Origin of the sequence: Streptomyces sp. NPDC048462 (assembly GCF_043200175.1) — a bacterium.
Classification (GTDB): Bacteria; Actinomycetota; Actinomycetes; order Streptomycetales; family Streptomycetaceae; genus Streptomyces.
Map to the genome: position 1 here is coordinate 1 of NZ_JBICXG010000021.1, position 19,790 is coordinate 19,790.

Annotated in this window: 17 protein-coding genes; 15 read left to right on the forward strand and 2 right to left on the reverse strand. The window is 70.5% G+C overall.

Going from position 1 to position 19,790, the window contains the following annotated elements:
* Positions 1–125 precede the first annotated feature (125 nt).
* Both ACGFU6_RS28560 and ACGFU6_RS28565 read right to left on the reverse strand, forming a co-directional pair.
* Positions 126–1,796 carry a hypothetical protein gene (locus tag ACGFU6_RS28560; protein WP_393615028.1) on the reverse strand — a complete coding sequence of 557 codons (1,671 nt, stop codon included), beginning with the start codon at positions 1,794–1,796 and terminating at the stop codon, positions 126–128.
* Between the two features lie 157 nt (positions 1,797–1,953).
* A complete protein-coding gene (locus ACGFU6_RS28565) occupies positions 1,954–4,179 on the reverse strand; it encodes an elongation factor G-like protein EF-G2 (RefSeq protein ID WP_393615225.1) in 2,226 nt (741 codons plus the stop codon).
* Positions 4,180–4,471: 292 nt separating this feature from the next.
* Between ACGFU6_RS28565 and pgsA the strand changes: the two genes are divergently transcribed.
* The 15 genes from pgsA to ACGFU6_RS28640 all read left to right on the forward strand — a co-directional run bounded on the left by pgsA (position 4,472) and on the right by ACGFU6_RS28640 (position 19,750).
* Positions 4,472–5,122, forward strand: a complete 651-nt coding sequence (gene pgsA / locus ACGFU6_RS28570) for a phosphatidylinositol phosphate synthase (RefSeq protein ID WP_393615030.1) — start codon at positions 4,472–4,474, stop codon at positions 5,120–5,122.
* Complete coding sequence (locus ACGFU6_RS28575) at positions 5,122–6,057, forward strand: phosphatidylinositol mannoside acyltransferase (protein ID WP_393615031.1); 936 nt, start codon at positions 5,122–5,124, stop codon at positions 6,055–6,057. The genes pgsA and ACGFU6_RS28575 overlap by 1 nt, the downstream gene beginning before the upstream one ends.
* Positions 6,054–7,214, forward strand: coding sequence for a glycosyltransferase family 4 protein (locus ACGFU6_RS28580; protein ID WP_393615033.1), 1,161 nt, complete (start codon positions 6,054–6,056; stop codon positions 7,212–7,214). Before ACGFU6_RS28575 ends, ACGFU6_RS28580 begins: the two co-directional genes overlap by 4 nt.
* A gap of 75 nt (positions 7,215–7,289) precedes the next feature.
* Positions 7,290–7,835 carry a hypothetical protein gene (locus ACGFU6_RS28585; protein ID WP_393615035.1) on the forward strand — a complete coding sequence of 182 codons (546 nt, stop codon included), beginning with the start codon at positions 7,290–7,292 and terminating at the stop codon, positions 7,833–7,835.
* A gap of 156 nt (positions 7,836–7,991) precedes the next feature.
* The gene (gene pdxS / locus ACGFU6_RS28590) at positions 7,992–8,912 is read left to right on the forward strand and encodes a pyridoxal 5'-phosphate synthase lyase subunit PdxS (RefSeq protein WP_123468419.1); all 921 of its coding nucleotides are present in this window, start codon (positions 7,992–7,994) and stop codon (positions 8,910–8,912) included.
* A gap of 6 nt (positions 8,913–8,918) precedes the next feature.
* Complete coding sequence (pdxT, locus tag ACGFU6_RS28595; protein WP_123528297.1) at positions 8,919–9,512, forward strand: pyridoxal 5'-phosphate synthase glutaminase subunit PdxT; 594 nt, start codon at positions 8,919–8,921, stop codon at positions 9,510–9,512.
* Between the two features lie 61 nt (positions 9,513–9,573).
* Complete coding sequence (locus ACGFU6_RS28600; RefSeq protein ID WP_024492903.1) at positions 9,574–10,326, forward strand: YebC/PmpR family DNA-binding transcriptional regulator; 753 nt, start codon at positions 9,574–9,576, stop codon at positions 10,324–10,326.
* A 129-nt stretch (positions 10,327–10,455) separates the two neighbouring features.
* The gene (gene ruvC, locus ACGFU6_RS28605) at positions 10,456–11,028 is read left to right on the forward strand and encodes a crossover junction endodeoxyribonuclease RuvC (protein ID WP_123528298.1); all 573 of its coding nucleotides are present in this window, start codon (positions 10,456–10,458) and stop codon (positions 11,026–11,028) included.
* Positions 11,025–11,651, forward strand: coding sequence for a Holliday junction branch migration protein RuvA (gene ruvA / locus ACGFU6_RS28610; RefSeq protein WP_123528299.1), 627 nt, complete (start codon positions 11,025–11,027; stop codon positions 11,649–11,651). The genes ruvC and ruvA overlap by 4 nt, the downstream gene beginning before the upstream one ends.
* Positions 11,652–11,731: 80 nt before the next feature.
* Positions 11,732–12,805 (forward strand): Holliday junction branch migration DNA helicase RuvB, encoded by a 1,074-nt coding sequence (ruvB, locus tag ACGFU6_RS28615; protein WP_393615038.1) that lies wholly within the window; start codon positions 11,732–11,734, stop codon positions 12,803–12,805.
* Between the two features lie 164 nt (positions 12,806–12,969).
* Positions 12,970–13,464: a preprotein translocase subunit YajC gene (gene yajC, locus ACGFU6_RS28620; protein WP_393615040.1), complete on the forward strand. Its 495-nt coding sequence runs from the start codon at positions 12,970–12,972 to the stop codon at positions 13,462–13,464.
* Positions 13,465–13,610: 146 nt separating this feature from the next.
* A complete protein-coding gene (secD, locus tag ACGFU6_RS28625; RefSeq protein WP_393615041.1) occupies positions 13,611–15,353 on the forward strand; it encodes a protein translocase subunit SecD in 1,743 nt (580 codons plus the stop codon).
* Between the two features lies 1 nt (position 15,354).
* Positions 15,355–16,467, forward strand: coding sequence for a protein translocase subunit SecF (gene secF / locus ACGFU6_RS28630; protein WP_393615043.1), 1,113 nt, complete (start codon positions 15,355–15,357; stop codon positions 16,465–16,467).
* A complete protein-coding gene (locus ACGFU6_RS28635) occupies positions 16,464–17,018 on the forward strand; it encodes an adenine phosphoribosyltransferase (protein ID WP_123528304.1) in 555 nt (184 codons plus the stop codon). Before secF ends, ACGFU6_RS28635 begins: the two co-directional genes overlap by 4 nt.
* A 170-nt stretch (positions 17,019–17,188) precedes the next feature.
* A complete protein-coding gene (locus tag ACGFU6_RS28640; protein WP_393615045.1) occupies positions 17,189–19,750 on the forward strand; it encodes a RelA/SpoT family protein in 2,562 nt (853 codons plus the stop codon).
* Positions 19,751–19,790 lie beyond the last annotated feature (40 nt).

Genomic DNA, 19,790 nt, shown 5'->3' on the forward strand with positions numbered 1-19,790 from the left:
CGACATCTGCCCACCCCAAACACAACGTCGGCCTGACCCACCAACGAGATGGATCAGGCCGACGTCACGACGAAGGGGCATTCGCCAACAGCATCGGTGGAACGGGGGCGCCCCTTTTCGCGTGACTACGCGTCGTACAGGTCGGCCTTGCGCGGCGAGGGGTCCTGGACCATGCCGCTCAGTACCGACGAGCGGTTCCCGAAGCGTTCGGTGTCGACACCGTTCTCGTCGAGCACCTTGATGACGGCGCTGTGCACCACGCGCAGGACGGGGGTGGCCGCACGCATCGCGTCGTCCGCCATGAAGCGGTGGCGCCATGGCTTCTCGGCCCAGGCGTGCCGCAGCCCGAAGGGTTCCGGCAGCGCGATCTTGCCGCCGAGGTAGTCGAGCAGCGGCGGGTACCAGGTGAACGGGGCGCGCAGGGCGAGGCGGACGACCTCGCTGGACTCGACCAGCGCCAGCGTTATGTCGCGGGTCTCCCAGAACTTCACGGTCTTGTTGACCGTCTTCTTCTTGGCGGAGGGTTTGCTCGTGAAGAGCGAGTGGACCGGGCCGAGGGCATGCCCGGTGACCTCGATGCGGAGCGTCTCGAAGAGCACGGTGACGGTGATCATCATGGTGATGACCAGCTGGCCGTCCCAGAGGGTGAACTGCACCCCCAGGTAGTGGCGGTCGCCGCCGCCGAACTGCTGGTGGTTGCAGATCCGCTGTATCTCGTGCGGCTTCACCTGGAAGGTGGCGACGTCCTCGCCCGCCGGGCGGGAGACCGAGTCGGCGTTCTCCCCGACGGGCGACACGACCCAGTGGGTGACCGAGGGCTTGGGGAAGCCGCCGGTGTTCAGCGGGCCGCGCTCCAGCATCTTGAGCTGGTCGTGGATGACGCGGATCAGGTCCCAGCTGCGGAACTGGTGGAACTCCTTGCCGGGGTCCTTGGCCACGAGGTCCTCGGCCAGCTGCCAGCTGCCCCAGCGGGTGCCCATGCCGAGGATGCCCTTGGGGCCGGCGTAGAAGACCGAATTCGACTGCTGCTCGGCCGAGAGCTTCTCCAGGCCTTGCCGGAGCGCCTCCCGGGCGGTCTCGCTCGGGTTCTTCGGCACGGCTTCGGGGATCTTGGCGACGACACCGCCGCCGGACAGGAGGCCTTCCCAGCGGGCGCGCATGTCCTGGGCGGAGGTCTCCGCGATCCGTTTGGCGATCAGCCATCCGATGACCGGGGCGATGACCATCGCCCGTACGTAGAGCGCCAGGAATCCGGTGAGGGGCATTTTGATCAGGAAGTACACCGCGACGATCCCGATGACCGGCAACAGGATGTTGCCGAGGACGGAGAGCACCTTGTCCTTGGTCTTGGCGAGGATGTCGCGGAGCCGGAAGGCGATGACCCACAGCAGCATTCCGGGCAGGAAGAGGAAGCCGAAGATGGCGGTCACGACGGTGAGTTTGGTGTCGCGCGCCTTGCGGAGCCGCGAGGCGGACAGGCAGTGCTCGACGACGGTCTGCGGATCGCTGCCGAAGGACTGGATGAGTGCCTTGCGGGCGCCGCCCAGCGTGCGTTCCTGAACGGCGCGGGAGAAGGCCTCACCGAGGTTGGGCTTGAAGTAGTCGGACTTGAGGAGCTTGGACCGGCCGGCCTTCACCTCGGACTTGTGCCACTCGCTGTTGGCCTTGAGGATATCGTCCACCGGGGTGTCGCGGTACGCGGCAGAGGCGAGGGCGTTGGTCGCCACCGCCGCTCCCGCAGCTCCCTGGAGTGGAATCTGCGCTCCGGGAGAGAAATCGAATCCGTCGTTGGCCACTGTCGCCCCCACTCGCCCGCCAAGAAACCGCTCCTGCGGCTGTTTCCCAACTGCCGTGCCCGGCACACTTTCTGAGCTGGGACCACAGCGTATCGTCCGAATCGATACGCTGTCCGGCCCTGTGGACAACCGTGGACATCCGCGGGGGCGTGGGGTGCTACGTGCCGTTCGCGGTGATGTGCTGTTCCTCGCGCATACGGTCCGACGGGTGTGCGGGCATGGCCTCGTGGCGGGCGTACGCGCGGTCGAAGCGTCCGGTGCCGTGGGACAGCGAGCGCAGGTCGACGGCGTACCGGCCGATCTCCAGCTCCGGCACCTCCGCCCGCACGAGGGTGCGTCCCGCCCCGGACTGCTCGGTGCCGACCACCCGGCCGCGGCGGCCCGAGAGGTCGCTCATCACCGGGCCGACGCAGTCGTCGGGGACGAGGACACTGATCTCGGCGACGGGCTCGAGCAGCTGGATGGCGGTTTCCGAGGCGGCCTCGCGCAGGGCCAGGGCACCGGCGGTCTGGAAGGCGGCGTCCGAGGAGTCCACGGAGTGGGACTTCCCGTCCCGCAGGGTGACCCGCAGGTCGACCAGCGGGTGCCCGGTGGCGACGCCTCGGGCGGCCTGCGCGCGGACGCCCTTCTCGATGGACGGGATGAACTGGCGCGGCACCGAGCCGCCGACCACCTTGTCGATGAACTCGATGCCGGACCCCGGCGGGAGGGGTTCGACGTCGATCTCGCAGATGGCGTACTGGCCGTGGCCGCCGGACTGTTTGACGTGCCTGCCGCGTCCGGTGGCCGGGCCCGTGAACGTCTCGCGCAGTGCGACCCGGTGCGGGACGGCGTCGACCTGGACCCCGTACCGGCTGCGCAGCCGGTCGAGCGCCACGTCCAGCTGGGCCTCCCCGAGGCACCACAGGACCACCTGATGGGTGTCCGGGTTCTGTTCCAGGCGCATCGTGGGGTCCTCGGCCACGAGCCGTGCGAGGCCCTCGGAGAGCTTGTCCTCGTCGGCCTTGCCGTGCGCCTCGATGGCGAGCGGCAGCAACGGGTCGGGCATCGTCCAGGGCTCCATCAGCAGCGGATGGTCCGGGTCGGACAGGGTGTCGCCGGTCTCCGCGGTACCCAGCCGGGCGACACAGGCGAGGTCCCCGGCGATGCACTCGGTGAGGGGGCGCTGCTGTTTCCCGAAGGGCGCGGAGAGGGCGCCCACGCGGATCTCGGCCTCGTGGAAGGGGCGGTCGTCGTGGCCGGGGCCGGTGAGCCCGTGGCCGAACACGTGAACGGTGTCGTCGGCGCGCAGGGTGCCGGAGAACACCCGCACCAGGGAGAGCCGGCCGACATAGGGGTCGGACGACGTCTTCACGACCTCGGCCACCAGCGGGCCCCCGGCGTCGCAGCCCAGGGCGGGGAGCGGGGCGCCGTGCAGGGTGGTGACGGCGGGCAGCGGGTGTTCGAGCGGGGTCGGGAAGCCGCCGGTGACCAGGTCGAGGAGTTCGACGGTGCCGATGCCCTGGCGGGCGCCCTCGGCGGCGGGGGCGGCGGCCAGGACCGGGTGGAAGGTGCCGCGTGCGACGGCGCGCTCCAGGTCGCCGACGAGTGTCGCCATGTCGATGTCCGCGCCGGCGAGGTAGCGGTCCATCAGGGTCTCGTCCTCACTCTCGGCGATGATCCCTTCGATGAGCCGGTTGCGGGCGTCGGTGAGCGGGGCCCGCTGGTCGTCGGCGGGCGGGTTCGCCGCCCGTTCGCCGCCGGAGTAGTCCAGGACGCGCTGGGTGAGCAGCCCGGTCAGCCCGGTCAGCGGGGAGTGGCCGTCGGAGCCCTCGGGGCCGTGCACGGGCAGGTAGAGCGGGAGCACCGCGTCCGGATCGTCGCCGCCGAACGTCTCGCCGCAGATCCGCGTCATGGCGTCGAACGAGGTGCGGGCGGTGTCGAGGTGGGTGACGACGATGGCGCGCGGCATGCCGACGGCTGCGCACTCCTCCCAGACGGCGCGGGTGGCACCGGCCACCGCGTCGGCCTCCTGCGCGGCCGAGACGACGAAGAGGGCCGCGTCCGCCGCCCGCAGACCGGCCCTCAGCTCCCCTACGAAATCCGCGTACCCCGGAGTGTCCAGCAGGTTGATCCTGACCCCGTCCCATTCGACGGGCACCACGGAGAGCTGTACGGAGCGCTGCCGGCGGTGCTCGATCCCGTCGTGGTCGGAGACCGTGCTGCCGTCCTCGACCCGGCCCGCCCGGTTGACCGCGCCCGCGGTCTGTGCAAGGGCCTCGACGAGCGTGGTCTTGCCCGAGCCGCTGTGGCCGACCAGCACCACGTTCCGTATGGAGGAGGGGTGGCCGGCCGCCGGCGCTCTTCCGGCGGCCCCGGTGTGTGCGTGTGCCTTGTCGCCCATGGTGCGTGCCTCCCAGGTGATGGCGCGGGGCGGGAGAACCGCCGGGCGCGGGGTGGGGAGTGGCTGCACGGGCAGAGGGAAGCCGCCGCGGCGGCTACGGCGACGCCCGCGGTACTTCCGAGCTTTCCACTGTGTCCGGGTCCCGTCCATACGTCGCGCGCCGCTCCGCGATCCGGGGCGCCCGGGCATGGGGGGCGGGGGTGCCCGGACGGTGGAGTGCGGCCGTCGTGACTACGATGGGTCAGCCGGTGGCCGATGGGGCCGCTCGGCCCACCGAACCCTCGGGAAGGCCATGCTGAACAAGTACGCGCGTGCATTCTTCACGCGTGTCCTCACACCGTTCGCCGCACTGCTGCTCCGTCTCGGCGTCAGCCCTGACGCGGTCACTCTGATCGGCACGGCCGGGGTGATGGCAGGTGCGCTGGTCTTCTTCCCGATGGGGGAGTTCTTCTGGGGCACGATCGTCATCACGATCTTCGTCTTCTCCGACCTCGTCGACGGGAACATGGCGCGGCAGGCCGGCATCTCCAGCCGGTGGGGCGCGTTCCTCGACTCGACGCTCGACCGGGTCGCCGACGGCGCGATCTTCGCCGGCTTCGCCCTCTGGTACGCGGGCAGCGGCGACAACAACGTCCTGTGCGCCGTCGCGATCTTCTGTCTCGCGAGCGGCCAGGTCGTCTCGTACACCAAGGCGCGCGGTGAGTCGATCGGTCTGCCGGTCGCCGTCAACGGGCTCGTGGAGCGTGCCGAGCGGCTGGTGATCTCGCTGGTGGCCGCCGGTCTGGCGGGCCTGCACACGTTCGGTGTGCCCGGCATCCAGGTGCTCCTGCCGATCGCGCTGTGGATCGTCGCGGCGGGCAGTCTGGTGACGCTGGTGCAGCGCGTCGTGACGGTGCGCCGCGAGTCCGCGGAGGCGGACGCGGCCGGGAGCGGGGCCGCTTAGTGAGCCGCACGACCGGGGACCCCCGGCCCGGCCCAGGGGAACGGATCAGCGACGGCCTGTACGGACTCGGCTGGGCCGCGGTCAAGACGCTTCCCGAACCGGCCGCTCGCGCCCTCTTCCGCACCATCGCCGACCAGGTGTGGAAGCGGCGCGGCAAGAGCGTGCTGCGGCTGGAGTCGAATCTGGCGCGGGTGGTCCCGGACGCGAGCCCCGCCCGCCTCGCCGCACTGTCCAAGGCCGGGATGCGCTCGTACATGCGGTACTGGATGGAGTCGTTCCGGCTGCCCACCTGGAGTGCGCGGCGGATCAAGGACTCCATCGACGTGACCGACGCCCACCGGCTGACCGAGGGGCTCGAGGCCGGGCGCGGCGTCATCCTCGCGCTGCCGCACCTGGGGAACTGGGACCTGGCGGGCGCCTGGGTCACCACGGATCTGAAGGTCCCGTTCACCACGGTCGCGGAACGGCTGAAGCCGGAGTCGCTGTACGACCGCTTCGTCGCCTACCGCGAGGGACTCGGCATGGAGGTCCTGGCGCACAACGGCGGGACCGCCTTCGGCACGCTGGCCCAGCGGCTGCGCGCGGGCGGCCTGGTCTGCCTGGTCGCCGACCGCGATCTGTCGGCCTCCGGCGTCGAGGTGACGTTCTTCGGCGACACGGCCCGGATGCCGGCCGGCCCGGCGCTGCTCGCCCAGCAGACCGGGGCGCTGCTGCTGCCGGTCACGCTCAACTACGACGACACGCCGGTGATGAAGGCGCGGATCCATCCGTCCGTCGAGGTCCCCGGCTCAGGTGACCGTGCGGAAAGGACGTCTGTGATGACACAGGCCCTGGCCGACGCGTTCGCCCTGGGCATCGCCGAGCACCCGGAGGACTGGCACATGCTGCAACGGCTCTGGCTCGCCGACCTCGAACCCCTCGGAGACCAGCAGTGAAGATCGGCATCGTCTGCCCGTACTCCTGGGACGTACCGGGCGGCGTGCAGTTCCACATCCGCGATCTGGCCGAGCACCTGATCCGGCTCGGCCACCAGGTGTCCGTGCTGGCACCCGCGGACGACGAGACGCCGCTGCCGTCGTACGTGGTCTCGGCCGGCCGGGCCGTGCCCGTCCGGTACAACGGCTCGGTGGCCCGGCTGAACTTCGGCTTCCTGTCCGCGGCGCGGGTGCGGCGCTGGCTGCACGACGGCACGTTCGACGTGATCCACATCCACGAGCCGACCTCGCCGTCGCTGGGACTGCTGACCTGCTGGGCGGCGCAGGGGCCCATCGTCGCCACGTTCCACACGTCCAATCCGCGCTCCCGGGCGATGATCGCCGCCTACCCGATCCTCCAGCCCGCCCTGGAGAAGATCAGCGCGCGCATCGCGGTCAGCGAGTACGCGCGCCGCACCCTGGTCGAGCACCTGGGCGGCGACGCCGTGGTCATCCCCAACGGTGTCGACGTGGACTTCTTCGCCGCGGCCGAGCCCAGGCCCGAGTGGCAGGGCGGCACGATCGGCTTCATCGGCCGCATCGACGAGCCCCGCAAGGGCCTGCCCGTCCTGATGCGGGCACTGCCCGCGATCCTCGCCGCCCGCCCGGACACCAGGCTCCTGGTGGCCGGCCGGGGCGACGAGGAGGAGGCCGTCGCCTCGCTGCCGAGGGAGATGCGCGAGCGGGTCGAGTTCCTCGGCATGGTGAGCGACGAGGACAAGGCTCGGCTGCTGCGCAGCGTCGACGTGTACATCGCGCCCAACACCGGCGGCGAGAGCTTCGGCATCATCCTGGTCGAGGCGATGTCGGCCGGCGCACCGGTCCTGGCCAGCGATCTGGACGCCTTCGCCCAGGTCCTGGATCTGGGCGGTGCCGGTGAGCTGTTCGCCAACGAGGACGCGGACGCGCTGGCCGCGGCGGCGGTCCGGCTGCTGGGTGACCCGGAGCGGCGCGCGGAGCTGCGGGAGCGCGGCAGCGCACATGTGCGGCGCTTCGACTGGTCGACGGTGGGCGCGGACATCCTCGCGGTGTACGAGACGGTCGCGGACGGCGCGGCGTCGGTGGCCACGGACGAACGCACGGGGCTGCGGGCCCGGTTCGGGCTGGCGCGCGACTGAGGGCCCGTCCCGCCGGACTGTCGACGCGGGTGATCGGGGGCCGGGTGGTGTCCGGTCACCGGTAGCCTTCGGCCCGTGACCGAAACCCTTATCTGGACCGTCGTCGTGCTCGTCGCGATCGGCCTCTATCTCAGCTGGACCGCCGGCCGGCTCGACCGGCTGCACACCCGTATCGACGCGGCACGGGCCGCGCTCGACGCGCAACTGCTGCGCCGGGCCTCGGTCACCCAGGAACTCGCCACGTCCGGCGTGCTGGACCCGGCCGCGTCCATCGTCCTGTACGAGGCCGCGCACGCCGCCCGTCAGTCGGAGGAGGAGCACCGCGAGGTGGCCGAGAGCGAACTGAGCACCGCCCTGCGCGCCGTGTTCGGTGAACCGGCGCAGGTGGACGCGGTGAAGGAGATCCCGGGCGGGGAGGAGGCCGCGTCCGAACTGGCCGCCGCAGTCCGCCGGGTCCCGATGGCGCGCCGGTTCCACAATGACGCGGTGCGGGCCGCCCGTGCGCTGCGCCGCCACCGCACGGTGCGCTGGTTCCGGCTGGCCGGTCACGCGCCCTTCCCGCTCGCCTTCGAGATGGACGACGAGCCGCCGGTCGCCCTGGCCGCCCGCCCGGTCAGCTGACACGCGCACACCGAGATCCCGCGCCGCGACCGCCGGCGGGACCAAAACGATCCACCGGCCTCCTATTGGCCCTTGCTGTGGACCGGCCCCGGAGAGTTTGCTCAGCAGTGCATCACTCCGCACGCTCAGCGCCCCTTCTCCCAGTGAGGTCGATCCGTGTCCACGCTTCCCACCACCCCGCAGTCCGCTGACTCCCCGGCGACCGGCACCGCCCGCGTCAAGCGCGGCATGGCCGAGCAGCTCAAGGGCGGCGTGATCATGGACGTCGTCAACGCCGAGCAGGCGAAGATAGCCGAGGACGCGGGCGCCGTGGCCGTCATGGCCCTGGAGCGGGTGCCCGCCGACATCCGTAAGGACGGCGGCGTGGCCCGGATGTCCGACCCGAACATGATCGAGGAGATCATCGAGGCCGTCTCCATCCCGGTCATGGCGAAGTCCCGCATCGGACACTTCGTCGAGGCCCAGGTCCTGCAGTCCCTCGGCGTCGACTACATCGACGAGTCCGAGGTGCTCACCCCGGCCGACGAGGTCAACCACAGCGACAAGTTCGCCTTCACCACCCCGTTCGTCTGCGGCGCCACCAACCTGGGCGAGGCCCTGCGCCGCATCGCCGAGGGTGCGGCCATGATCCGTTCGAAGGGCGAGGCCGGCACCGGCAACGTCGTCGAGGCCGTCCGCCACCTGCGCCAGATCAAGAACGAGATCGCCCGGCTGCGCGGCTACGACAACAACGAGCTGTACGCCGCCGCCAAGGACCTCCGCGCCCCGTACGAGCTGGTCAAGGAGGTCGCCGAGCTCGGCAAGCTGCCCGTCGTCCTCTTCTCCGCGGGCGGCGTCGCCACCCCCGCCGACGCCGCGCTGATGCGCCAGCTGGGTGCCGAGGGCGTCTTCGTCGGCTCCGGCATCTTCAAGTCCGGCGACCCGGCCAAGCGTGCCGCCGCCATCGTGAAGGCCACCACGTTCTTCGACGACCCGAAGATCATCGCGGACGCCTCCCGCAACCTGGGCGAGGCCATGGTCGGCATCAACTGCGACACCCTGCCCGAGACCGAGCGCTACGCCAACCGCGGCTGGTAGTCACTGATGAGCGACACCCCTGTGATCGGCGTCCTGGCTCTCCAGGGCGACGTACGGGAACACCTGATCGCCCTGGCCTCGGCGGACGCCCTGGCCAGGCCGGTCCGGCGGCCCGAGGAACTCGCCGAGGTCGACGGCCTGGTCGTCCCCGGCGGCGAGTCCACCACGATGTCCAAACTGGCCGAGCTGTTCGGGATGCTGGAACCGCTGCGCGAGCGGGTCGCCGCGGGGATGCCGGTCTACGGCACCTGCGCCGGAATGATCCTCCTCGCGGACAAGATCCTGGACCCGCGCTCGGGCCAGGAGACGATCGGCGGCATCGACATGATCGTGCGCCGTAACGCTTTCGGGCGGCAGAACGAGTCCTTCGAGGCGGCCGTCGAGGTGGCCGGGATCGAGGGCGGGCCCGTCGAGGGGGTCTTCATCCGGGCCCCCTGGGTCGAGTCCGTGGGCGCGCGGGCCAAGGTGGTGGCCGAGCACGGCGGCCACATCGTGGCAGTACGGCAGGGAAACGCCCTTGCCACGTCATTCCACCCGGAACTGACCGGAGACCACCGGCTTCACGCGTACTTCGTCGACATGGTGCGCGCAGCGGGCTGACTCGACCCCGGTAGGATCTCTCGGGTTCGTACGGAATTTGGTGACGCGAAGGAGAAGGCAGATGTCCGGCCACTCTAAATGGGCTACGACGAAGCACAAGAAGGCCGTGATTGACGCCAAGCGCGGCAAGCTCTTCGCGAAGCTGATCAAGAACATCGAGGTCGCGGCCCGCACCGGTGGTGTGGACCCCGAGGGCAACCCGACCCTTGTGGACGCGATCCAGAAGGCGAAGAAGAGCTCGGTCCCGAACAAGAACATCGACTCCGCGGTCAAGCGCGGTGGCGGTCTCGAAGCGGGCGGCGTCGACTACCAGACGATCATGTACGAGGGTTACGGCCCCAACGGTGTCGCGGTGCTCATCGAGTGCCTCACCGACAACCGCAACCGTGCCGCGTCCGACGTACGTGTCGCCATGACGCGCAACGGCGGCTCGATGGCCGACCCGGGCTCGGTCTCGTACCTGTTCAACCGCAAGGGCGTCGTGATCGTCCCCAAGGGTGAGCTGTCCGAGGACGACGTGCTGGGTGCCGTCCTCGACGCGGGCGCCGAGGAGGTCAACGACCTCGGTGAGACGTACGAGGTCGTCAGCGAGGCCACCGACATGGTCGCGGTCCGTACCGCGCTCCAGGAGGCGGGCATCGACTACGACTCGGCCGAGGCCAACTTCCTGCCCACCATGCAGGTCGACCTCGACGAGGAGGGCGCCCGCAAGATCTTCAAGCTGATCGACGCGCTGGAGGACAGCGACGACGTGCAGAACGTCTTCGCGAACTTCGACGTCTCGGACGAGGTCATGGAGAAGGTCGACGCCTGAGCCGTCGCCGACCGGCGCAGCTTTCGCGGACGGGCCGACGGGGACACACCCCGTCGGCCCGTCGCATTGTCAGTGCGAGCCGATAGCCTGCCAGAACAGTTGACCGATCGGCAGGGAGGGGACGACCCGGTGCGGGTACTCGGTGTGGACCCCGGGCTGACCAGGTGCGGCGTCGGAGTCGTCGAGGGCGTCGCGGGCCGTCCCCTGACGATGCTCGGCGTAGGAGTCGTGCGCACCCCGTCCGACGCCGAGCTCGGACACCGGCTGGTGGCCATCGAGCGCGGCATCGAGGAGTGGCTCGACGAGCACCGCCCCGAATACGTCGCCGTCGAGCGGGTGTTCGCCCAGCACAACGTCCGGACGGTGATGGGGACCGCCCAGGCCAGCGCGGTCGCCATGCTCTGCGCCTCCCGCCGCGGCATCCCGGTGGCCCTGCACACGCCCAGCGAGGTCAAGGCCGCCGTCACCGGCAGCGGCCGCGCGGACAAGGCACAGGTCGGCGCCATGGTCACCCGGCTCCTGCGGCTGGACGCCCCGCCGAAGCCCGCCGACGCCGCCGACGCGCTGGCCCTCGCCATCTGTCACATCTGGCGCGCCCCGGCCGCCAACCGCCTCCAGCAGGCGCACGCGGCAGCGACCGCGGCCCGTACCCCGCGCGTTCCGCGCACCGCAGCAGCTCCCGTCCGGAAGGTCCCCCGATGATCGCCTTCATCACCGGCCCCGTGGCCGCGATCGCCCCCACCACGGCCGTGATCGAGGTCGGCGGCATCGGCATGGCCGTCCAGTGCGCGCCGAACACCCTCGCCGCCCTGCGGATCGGCAAGGAGGCCAGACTCGCCACCTCCCTCGTCGTACGGGAGGACTCGCTCACGCTCTACGGCTTCGCCGACGACGACGAGCGGCAGACCTTCGAGCTGCTCCAGACCGCCAGCGGGGTCGGCCCCAGGCTCGCCCAGGCCATGCTCGCCACCCACAGCCCGGACGCCCTGCGCATCGCGGTGTCCACCGGCGACGAGAAGGCGCTCACCGCGGTCTCCGGCATCGGCAAGAAGGGCGCGCAGAAGCTCCTGCTCGAACTGAAGGACCGGCTCGGCGAGCCGGTCGGCGCCCACATCGGCCAGCAGGGCATCGGCACCGCAGTCACCTCCTCCTGGCGGGACCAGCTGCAGGCCGCCCTGATCGGCCTCGGCTACGCCACCCGCGAGGCCGACGAAGCGGTGTCCGCCGTGGCCCCGCAGGCGGAGACGGCCATCGCCGAGGGCGCCCAGCCGCCCGTGCCCCAGCTGCTGCGCGCCGCCCTGCAGACCCTCAACCGCGCGCGCTGAGCGGAACCGGGCAACACCCCTGACGCCCGGCCGGGCATCCCACGGCACGGCACCGAAACACCCGAGGCGGGACTGACGAGATGAACTGGGACGAGACCGGACCCGACACCGACGAACTGCTCGACGAGCGGCTCGTCGACGCCGGCGCGGACGGCGAGGACACCGCCGTCGAGGCGGCCCTGCGCCCCAAGGACCTCGACGAGTTCGTCGGCCAGGAGACGGTGCGCGAACAGCTCGACCTGGTCCTCAAGGCCGCCCGCGCCCGCGGCGCCACCGCCGACCACGTACTGCTCTCCGGCGCCCCGGGCCTGGGCAAGACGACCCTCTCCATGATCATCGCCGCCGAGATGGGAGCGCCGATCCGGATCACCTCGGGGCCCGCCATCCAGCACGCCGGCGACCTCGCGGCGATCCTGTCCTCCCTCCAGGAGGGCGAGGTCCTCTTCCTCGACGAGATCCACCGCATGTCCCGGCCCGCCGAGGAGATGCTCTACATGGCGATGGAGGACTTCCGGGTCGACGTGATCGTCGGCAAGGGACCGGGGGCCACCGCCATCCCGCTGGAGCTGCCGCCCTTCACCCTGGTCGGCGCCACCACCAGGGCCGGGCTGCTGCCGCCCCCGCTGCGCGACCGCTTCGGCTTCACCGGGCACATGGAGTTCTACAGCCCGGCCGAACTGGAAAGGGTGATTCATCGCTCGGCCCGGCTCCTGGACGTCGAGCTGGACGCCGAGGGCGCCGCGGAGATCGCCGGCCGCTCCCGGGGCACACCCCGTATCGCCAACCGGCTGCTGCGCCGGGTCCGGGACTACGCCCAGGTCAAGGCCGACGGCCGGATCGACCGGGCCATCGCCGGAGCGGCCCTGAAGGTGTACGAGGTCGACGGCCGCGGCCTCGACCGGCTGGACCGTGCGGTGCTCGGCGCCCTGATGAAACTCTTCGGCGGCGGCCCGGTGGGGCTGTCCACGCTCGCGGTCGCCGTGGGGGAGGAGCGCGAGACGGTCGAGGAGGTCGCCGAGCCCTTTCTGGTGCGCGAGGGCCTGCTGGCCAGGACGCCCAGGGGGCGGGTCGCCACACCGGCCGCCTGGGCCCACCTCGGGCTCGTTCCGCCGCAGCAGGGCGGAAAGGGACAACAGGGCCTGTTCGGGGCGTGATGAGTCACAGGTTGGCCCGCAGCGGAACCCGGGTGCCATGCTGGGCGTTGTTCCATCGATGCGGACTCGCTTAGACTCCGCCGATGCCGCCCTTAAAGGTCGGTGTACCCACCCCCGTAGATCAGGCCGCTCTCCAGTGCGGTCGTGCGAAGGAAACTCGTCCCGTGAATCCCGTGACTCTCCTCCCCTTCATCGTGCTCATCGGGGCCATGTTCCTGATGACGCGGTCCGCCAAGAAGAAGCAGGCGGCGGCTGCGAACATGCGCAATGAAATGCAGCCCGGTACCGGCGTCCGGACGATCGGGGGCATGTACGCCACCGTCAAGGAGCTTCACGACGACTCGGTCCTCCTTGAGATTGCTCCCGGCGTCCACGCCGTCTACGCCAAGAACTCCATCGGTGCCGTCCTCGACGACGCGGAGTACAACCGCATCGTCCACGGTGACGAGGAGGAGCTCGACGTCGACGGCGCGGTCGTGCCCGACGACGCTTCCTCGCTGACCGAGCTCGACGTCGCGGACGACTCCGCGGACGCGGACGACGTCGCGAAGATCGACCTGGGCAAGAAGGCCGAGGCGGACGACACCGAGGCGGACGACACCGAGCCGGCCGACAAGAAGTCCGACGGCAAGTCCGACGGCGAGGCCGACGCGAAGTAGCACACGACCCGGGGATGCCGTGAGCCCACAGGCATCCGGCTGTCCCCGGACCGTGCGGTCTTCTGCGGGGGCGGGTCCCCACTACACTTCGTGGCCGCTTGGGCGCGTACCCGGCGCGGGGCGGTTGGACAGGGAGAAACGAGAAGGTGGCAGCACCGAAGAAGGGCCGAGGGCCGGCCGGCGGTCAGGGCAGGCCGGGGCGTGCCCTGGCTCTGATCCTGATCGCCATGGTCGCGCTCACCGGCGGGATGTTCCTGGCCGATCAGCCGACGCCGCGACTCGGCATCGACCTGGCGGGTGGCACGTCCATCACGCTCGAGGCGAAGGCCGAGCCCGGCCAGGAGTCGGCGATCAACAAGACCAACATGGACACGGCGGTCCAGATCATGGAACGCCGCGTCAACGGTCTTGGTGTCTCCGAGGCCGAGGTCCAGACGCAGGGCAAGAGCAACATCATCGTCAACATCCCCAAGGGCACGAATTCCGCCCAGGCCCGGCAGCAGGTCGGTACGACGGCCAAGCTCTACTTCCGGCCGGTGCTGACCGTCGCCCAGGGAACGCCCACCCCTGATCCCAGTGCCTCGCCCTCCGGCAAGGGCAGCCCGTCGCCGTCGCCGAGCGGCTCCGCCTCGGACAAGGCGACGAGCCCGTCCGGAAAGCCGAGCCCGAGCGCCACCACCCAGGGCCGCGCGGTCACCGGCGCCCTGAAGGCCGACTCCACGCCCACCCCGAAGGCCAGTGAGACGCCGCAGGCGAGCGGCACTCCGACGCCGTCCGCCGAGGAGCAGGCGGCCGCCGCCAAGCTGCAGAAGCAGTTCGAGGCGCTCGACTGCTCCACCAAGGCCGGCCGCTCCAAGGCGTCCCAGGGCTCCAAGGCCACCGACACGGTGGTCGCGTGCGAGCAGGACGGCTCCGCGAAGTACGTCCTCGGCCCGGCCGAGGTCGACGGCACGGACGTGGACAGCGCCAAGGCCGCGATCAACCAGCAGACCGGTCAGTGGATCGTCCAGATGGAGTTCACCGGCGGCGGCGCCAAGAAGTTCCAGAAGACCACCGGCAAGCTCGCCCAGCAGCAGTCGCCGCAGAACCAGTTCGCCATCGCGCTCGACGGCGAAGTGGTCTCGGCACCCTCCGTGAAGGAGGCGCTGAGCGCCAACGCCGAGATCTCCGGCAGCTTCACCCAGCAGTCCGCCGAGGACCTGGCCAACGTCCTGTCCTACGGTGCGCTGCCGCTCTCCTTCCAGGAGCAGAGCGTCACCACCGTCACCGCCGCACTCGGCGGGGAGCAGCTCAAGGCGGGCCTGATCGCCGGTGCCATCGGCCTGGCCCTGGTCATCATCTACCTGGTGGCCTACTACCGCGGACTGGCGCTCATCGCGCTCCTCAGCCTGCTGGTCTCCGGCATCCTGACGTACACGATCATGTCGCTGCTCGGCCCGGCCATCGGATTCGCGCTGAACCTGCCCGCTGTCTGCGGCGCCATCGTGGCGATCGGAATCACAGCGGACTCGTTCATCGTGTACTTCGAACGCATCCGTGACGAGATCCGCGAGGGCCGCACGCTCCGTCCCGCCGTCGAGCGGGCCTGGCCGCGCGCCCGGCGCACCATCCTGGTCTCCGACTTCGTGTCGTTCCTGGCCGCGGCGGTGCTGTTCGTCGTCACCGTCGGGAAGGTCCAGGGCTTCGCGTTCACGCTGGGGCTCACCACTCTGCTCGACGTGGTCGTGGTGTTCCTCTTCACCAAGCCCGTCATGACGCTGATGGCGCGCAAGAAGTTCTTCGCGAGCGGTCACCCGTGGTCCGGCCTGGACCCGAAGCGGCTCGGTGCCAAGCCGCCGCTGCGCCGTTCACGCCGTGTCAACGCCCCCACCGACCCGAAGGAGGCGTGAGATGTCGCGACTCGGCAATCTCGGCGCCCGTCTCTACCGCGGCGAGGTCGGCTACGACTTCATCGGCAAGCGCAAGATCTGGTACGGCATCTCGATCCTGATCACCATCACGGCCATCGTCGGCCTGGCGGTCAGCGGCCTGAACATGGGCATCGAGTTCAAGGGCGGCGCCGTCTTCACCACGCCGAAGACGAGCGTCTCCGTCGACAAGGCGGAGGAGCTGGCCTCGACGTCCTCGGGCCACCAGGCCATCGTCCAGAAGCTGGGCAACGGCGGACTGCGCATCCAGATCACCGAGGTCGACACCTCGAAGTCGGACGAGATCAAGGGCGACCTCGCCAAGGGCCTCGACGTCTCCGAGGAGAAGATCGCCGCCGACCTGGTCGGCCCCAGCTGGGGTGAGCAGATCGCCAACAAGGCGTGGACCGGACTCGGCGTCTTCATGGTCCTCGTCGTGATCTACCTGGCCATCGCGTTCGAGTGGCGCATGGCCATCGCGGCCCTGGTCGCGCTGATCCACGACATCACCATCACGGTCGGCATCTACGCCCTGGTCGGCTTCGAGGTCACGCCGGGCACCGTGATCGGTCTGCTGACGATTCTCGGTTACTCCCTCTACGACACGGTCGTCGTCTTCGACAGCCTCAAGGAGGGCTCGAAGGGGATCACCAAGCAGACCCGGTGGACGTACAGCGAGATCGCCAACCGTTCCATCAACGGCACGCTGGTCCGCTCGATCAACACCACGATCGTCGCCCTGCTGCCGGTCGCCGGTCTGCTGTTCATCGGTGGCGGTGTCCTCGGCGCCGGCATGCTGAACGACATCTCGCTGGCACTGTTCGTCGGCCTCGCCGCCGGTGCGTACTCCTCGATCTTCATCGCCACTCCGCTCGTCGCCGACCTCAAGGAACGCGAACCGCAGATGAAGGCCCTGAAGAAGCGGGTCCTCGCCAAGCGCGCGGCAGCCGCCGCCAAGGGCGAGCCCTCGGAGGCGGAGCTGTCGGACCAGGAGCACAACGGCGCCGCAGAGGACGCCGCACCCGCCGGCGCAGTCGTCGGACAGCGTCAGGAGCCCCCCAGGGGCCACGGCCGCACCCCGGGGAAGCGCCGATGACCAGCGGCACCACCGAGAGCACGAGGGAACTCCTGCTCAGCCGGATCCGTGACGTGGCCGACTACCCGAAGCCGGGGGTGATGTTCAAGGACATCACCCCGCTGCTCGCGGACCCGGTGGCGTTCACCGCGCTCACCGAGGCGCTGGCGGAGCTGTGCGTACGGCACGGAGCCACGAAGATCGTCGGCCTGGAGGCCCGCGGCTTCATCCTGGCCGCACCGGTCGCGGTACGGGCCGGGCTCGGCTTCGTCCCCGTCCGCAAGGCCGGGAAGCTGCCGGGAGCCACGCTCGCCCAGACGTACGAGCTGGAGTACGGCAGCGCGGAGATCGAGATCCACGCCGAGGACCTGTCGGCCGACGACCGGGTCATGGTCATCGACGACGTACTGGCCACCGGTGGCACCGCCGCCGCCTCGCTGGAACTGATCCGGCGGGCCGGTGCGGGCGTCGCCGGCGTCGCCGTCCTCATGGAGCTGGGATTCCTGGCCGGCCGGGCACGCCTTGAGGAGAGCCTCCAGGGCGCTCCGCTGGACGCTCTGATCACGGTCTGAGCCCCGGCGGGCCGCACGCGGCACCGCATGACACGCACCGAAGCGGGCACCCGGGAACAACCGGGTGCCCGCTTCGCGTTGTGCGGGCTCTCACGGTCCCCGGGGGAGGAGCGGCCGCAGGGTCGTTACGATGGCCTTTCCGGGTGTCCGGATCCGCACGAGGAGCGCTCTTGCCAGACGAGGCCCAGCCAGTCGCCGCCCCGCAGCCCGACCAGCCCGAGGCGGCCCCAGCCACGCCCGCGAAGCAGCAGCCCGCGGAGAAGCCGAAGCCTCCGGCGCCCGAGCCCGGCACGGGCCCGGCCCCCGCCGAGGCGAACGGGCCCGCGCCCGCTTCCCCGGCCCAGCCGGCCGCCCCCGCCTCACCGCCCCCGACGGCGCCGAAGCCTCCGGCGAAGCCGGCGGCCGCCCCTGCGGGGCCGGTGGCCCGTACCGGCGGCGGCTCCTCCAACCGGGTCCGGGCCAGGCTGGCCCGCCTCGGCGTCCAGCGCTCCAGCCCGTACAACCCGGTGCTGGAACCGCTGCTGCGTACCGTCCGGAGCAACGACTCCAAGATCGAGACCTCCACGCTGCGCCAGATCGAGCGCGCCTACCAGGTGGCGGAGCGCTGGCACCGAGGCCAGAAGCGCAAGAGCGGCGACCCCTACATCACCCACCCGCTCGCCGTTACCACGATCCTGGCCGAGCTGGGTATGGATCCGGCCACCCTGATGGCCGGGCTGCTGCACGACACCGTCGAGGACACCGAGTACGGCCTGGACACCCTGCGCCGCGACTTCGGTGACCAGGTCGCCCTGCTGGTCGACGGCGTGACCAAGCTGGACAAGGTCAAGTTCGGAGAGGCCGCCCAGGCCGAGACCGTGCGCAAGATGGTCGTCGCGATGGCCAAGGACCCGCGCGTCCTGGTCATCAAGCTCGCCGACCGGCTGCACAACATGCGCACCATGCGCTACCTCAAGCGGGAGAAGCAGGAGAAGAAGGCCCGCGAGACGCTGGAGATCTACGCCCCGCTGGCCCACCGCCTGGGCATGAACACCATCAAGTGGGAGCTGGAGGACCTCGCCTTCGCGATCCTCTACCCGAAGATGTACGACGAGATCGTCCGTCTCGTCGCTGAGCGGGCGCCCAAGCGCGACGAATACCTCGCCATAGTGACCGACGAGGTCCAGTCCGACCTGCGCGCCGCCCGCATCAAGGCCACCGTCACCGGCCGGCCGAAGCACTACTACAGCGTCTACCAGAAGATGATCGTGCGAGGCCGGGACTTCGCCGAGATCTACGACCTGGTGGGCATCCGCGTCCTCGTCGACACGGTCCGCGACTGCTACGCGGCGCTCGGCACCGTACACGCGCGGTGGAATCCGGTCCCCGGCCGGTTCAAGGACTACATCGCGATGCCCAAGTTCAACATGTACCAGTCGCTGCACACCACGGTGATCGGCCCCAGCGGCAAGCCCGTCGAGCTGCAGATCCGTACCTTCGACATGCACCGCCGCGCCGAGTACGGCATCGCCGCGCACTGGAAGTACAAGCAGGAGGCCGTCGCGGGCGCCTCCAAGGTGCGCACCGACGTCCCCAGGAACACCGGCCGAGGCCAGGACACCGTCAATGACATGGCGTGGCTGCGCCAGCTCCTGGACTGGCAGAAGGAGACCGAGGACCCCAGCGAGTTCCTGGAGTCCCTGCGCTTCGACCTCTCGCGCAACGAGGTCTTCGTCTTCACGCCCAAGGGCGACGTCATAGCGCTCCCGGCAGGGGCGACCCCGGTCGACTTCGCGTACGCCGTCCATACGGAGGTCGGCCACCGGACCATAGGGGCACGGGTCAACGGGCGGCTCGTACCGCTGGAGTCCACGCTCGACAACGGCGACCTGGTGGAGGTCTTCACCTCCAAGGCGGCCGGCGCGGGTCCCTCCCGCGACTGGCTCGGGTTCGTCAAGTCGCCCCGGGCGCGCAACAAGATCCGCGCCTGGTTCTCCAAGGAGCGCCGCGACGAGGCGATCGAGCAGGGCAAGGACGCCATCGCGCGGGCCATGCGCAAGCAGAACCTGCCGATCCAGCGGATCCTGACCGGCGACTCCCTGGTCACGCTCGCCCACGAGATGCGCTACCCCGACATCTCGTCGCTGTACGCCGCGATCGGTGAGGGACATGTCGCGGCGGCCGGTGTCGTGCAGAAGCTGGTCCAGGCGCTCGGCGGCCAGGACGAGGCCAACGAGGACCTCGCGGAGAGCTCGCCGCCCTCGCACGGCCGCAACAAGCGCCGCTCCAACGCCGACCCGGGCGTCGTCGTCAAGGGCGTCGAGGACGTCTGGGTCAAGCTGGCCCGCTGCTGCACTCCCGTGCCCGGTGACCCGATCATCGGCTTCGTCACCAGGGGCAGCGGAGTCTCCGTCCACCGCGCGGACTGCGTCAACGTCGACTCGCTCTCGCAGGAGCCGGAGCGCATCCTCGAGGTCGAATGGGCGCCCACCCAGTCCTCGGTGTTCCTGGTCGCCATCCAGGTCGAGGCGCTGGACCGGTCCAGGCTGCTGTCGGACGTCACCCGGATCCTGTCCGACCAGCACGTCAACATCCTGTCCGCCGCCGTGCAGACCTCCCGCGACCGGGTGGCCACCTCGCGGTTCACCTTCGAGATGGGCGACCCCAAGCACCTCGGCCACGTCCTGAAGGCCGTACGCGGCGTCGAGGGCGTCTACGACGTCTACCGGGTGACCTCGGCCCGCCGGCCCTGATCCGGGCCCTCCAACGGGCCGTGCAGCCCCTCGCGTGAGT

What these genes read in the sequence shown, in the direction of transcription:
- ACGFU6_RS28565 (WP_393615225.1), bottom strand. Translation starts at nt 4,179, where the DNA reads ATGGGCGACAAGGCACACGCACACACCGGGGCCGCCGGAAGAGCGCCG.
- pgsA (WP_393615030.1), top strand. Translation starts at nt 4,472, where the DNA reads ATGCTGAACAAGTACGCGCGTGCATTCTTCACGCGTGTCCTCACACCG.
- pdxT (WP_123528297.1), top strand. Translation starts at nt 8,919, where the DNA reads ATGAGCGACACCCCTGTGATCGGCGTCCTGGCTCTCCAGGGCGACGTA.
- ACGFU6_RS28600 (WP_024492903.1), top strand. Translation starts at nt 9,574, where the DNA reads ATGTCCGGCCACTCTAAATGGGCTACGACGAAGCACAAGAAGGCCGTG.
- ruvA (WP_123528299.1), top strand. Translation starts at nt 11,025, where the DNA reads ATGATCGCCTTCATCACCGGCCCCGTGGCCGCGATCGCCCCCACCACG.
- ruvB (WP_393615038.1), top strand. Translation starts at nt 11,732, where the DNA reads ATGAACTGGGACGAGACCGGACCCGACACCGACGAACTGCTCGACGAG.
- secF (WP_393615043.1), top strand. Translation starts at nt 15,355, where the DNA reads ATGTCGCGACTCGGCAATCTCGGCGCCCGTCTCTACCGCGGCGAGGTC.
- ACGFU6_RS28635 (WP_123528304.1), top strand. Translation starts at nt 16,464, where the DNA reads ATGACCAGCGGCACCACCGAGAGCACGAGGGAACTCCTGCTCAGCCGG.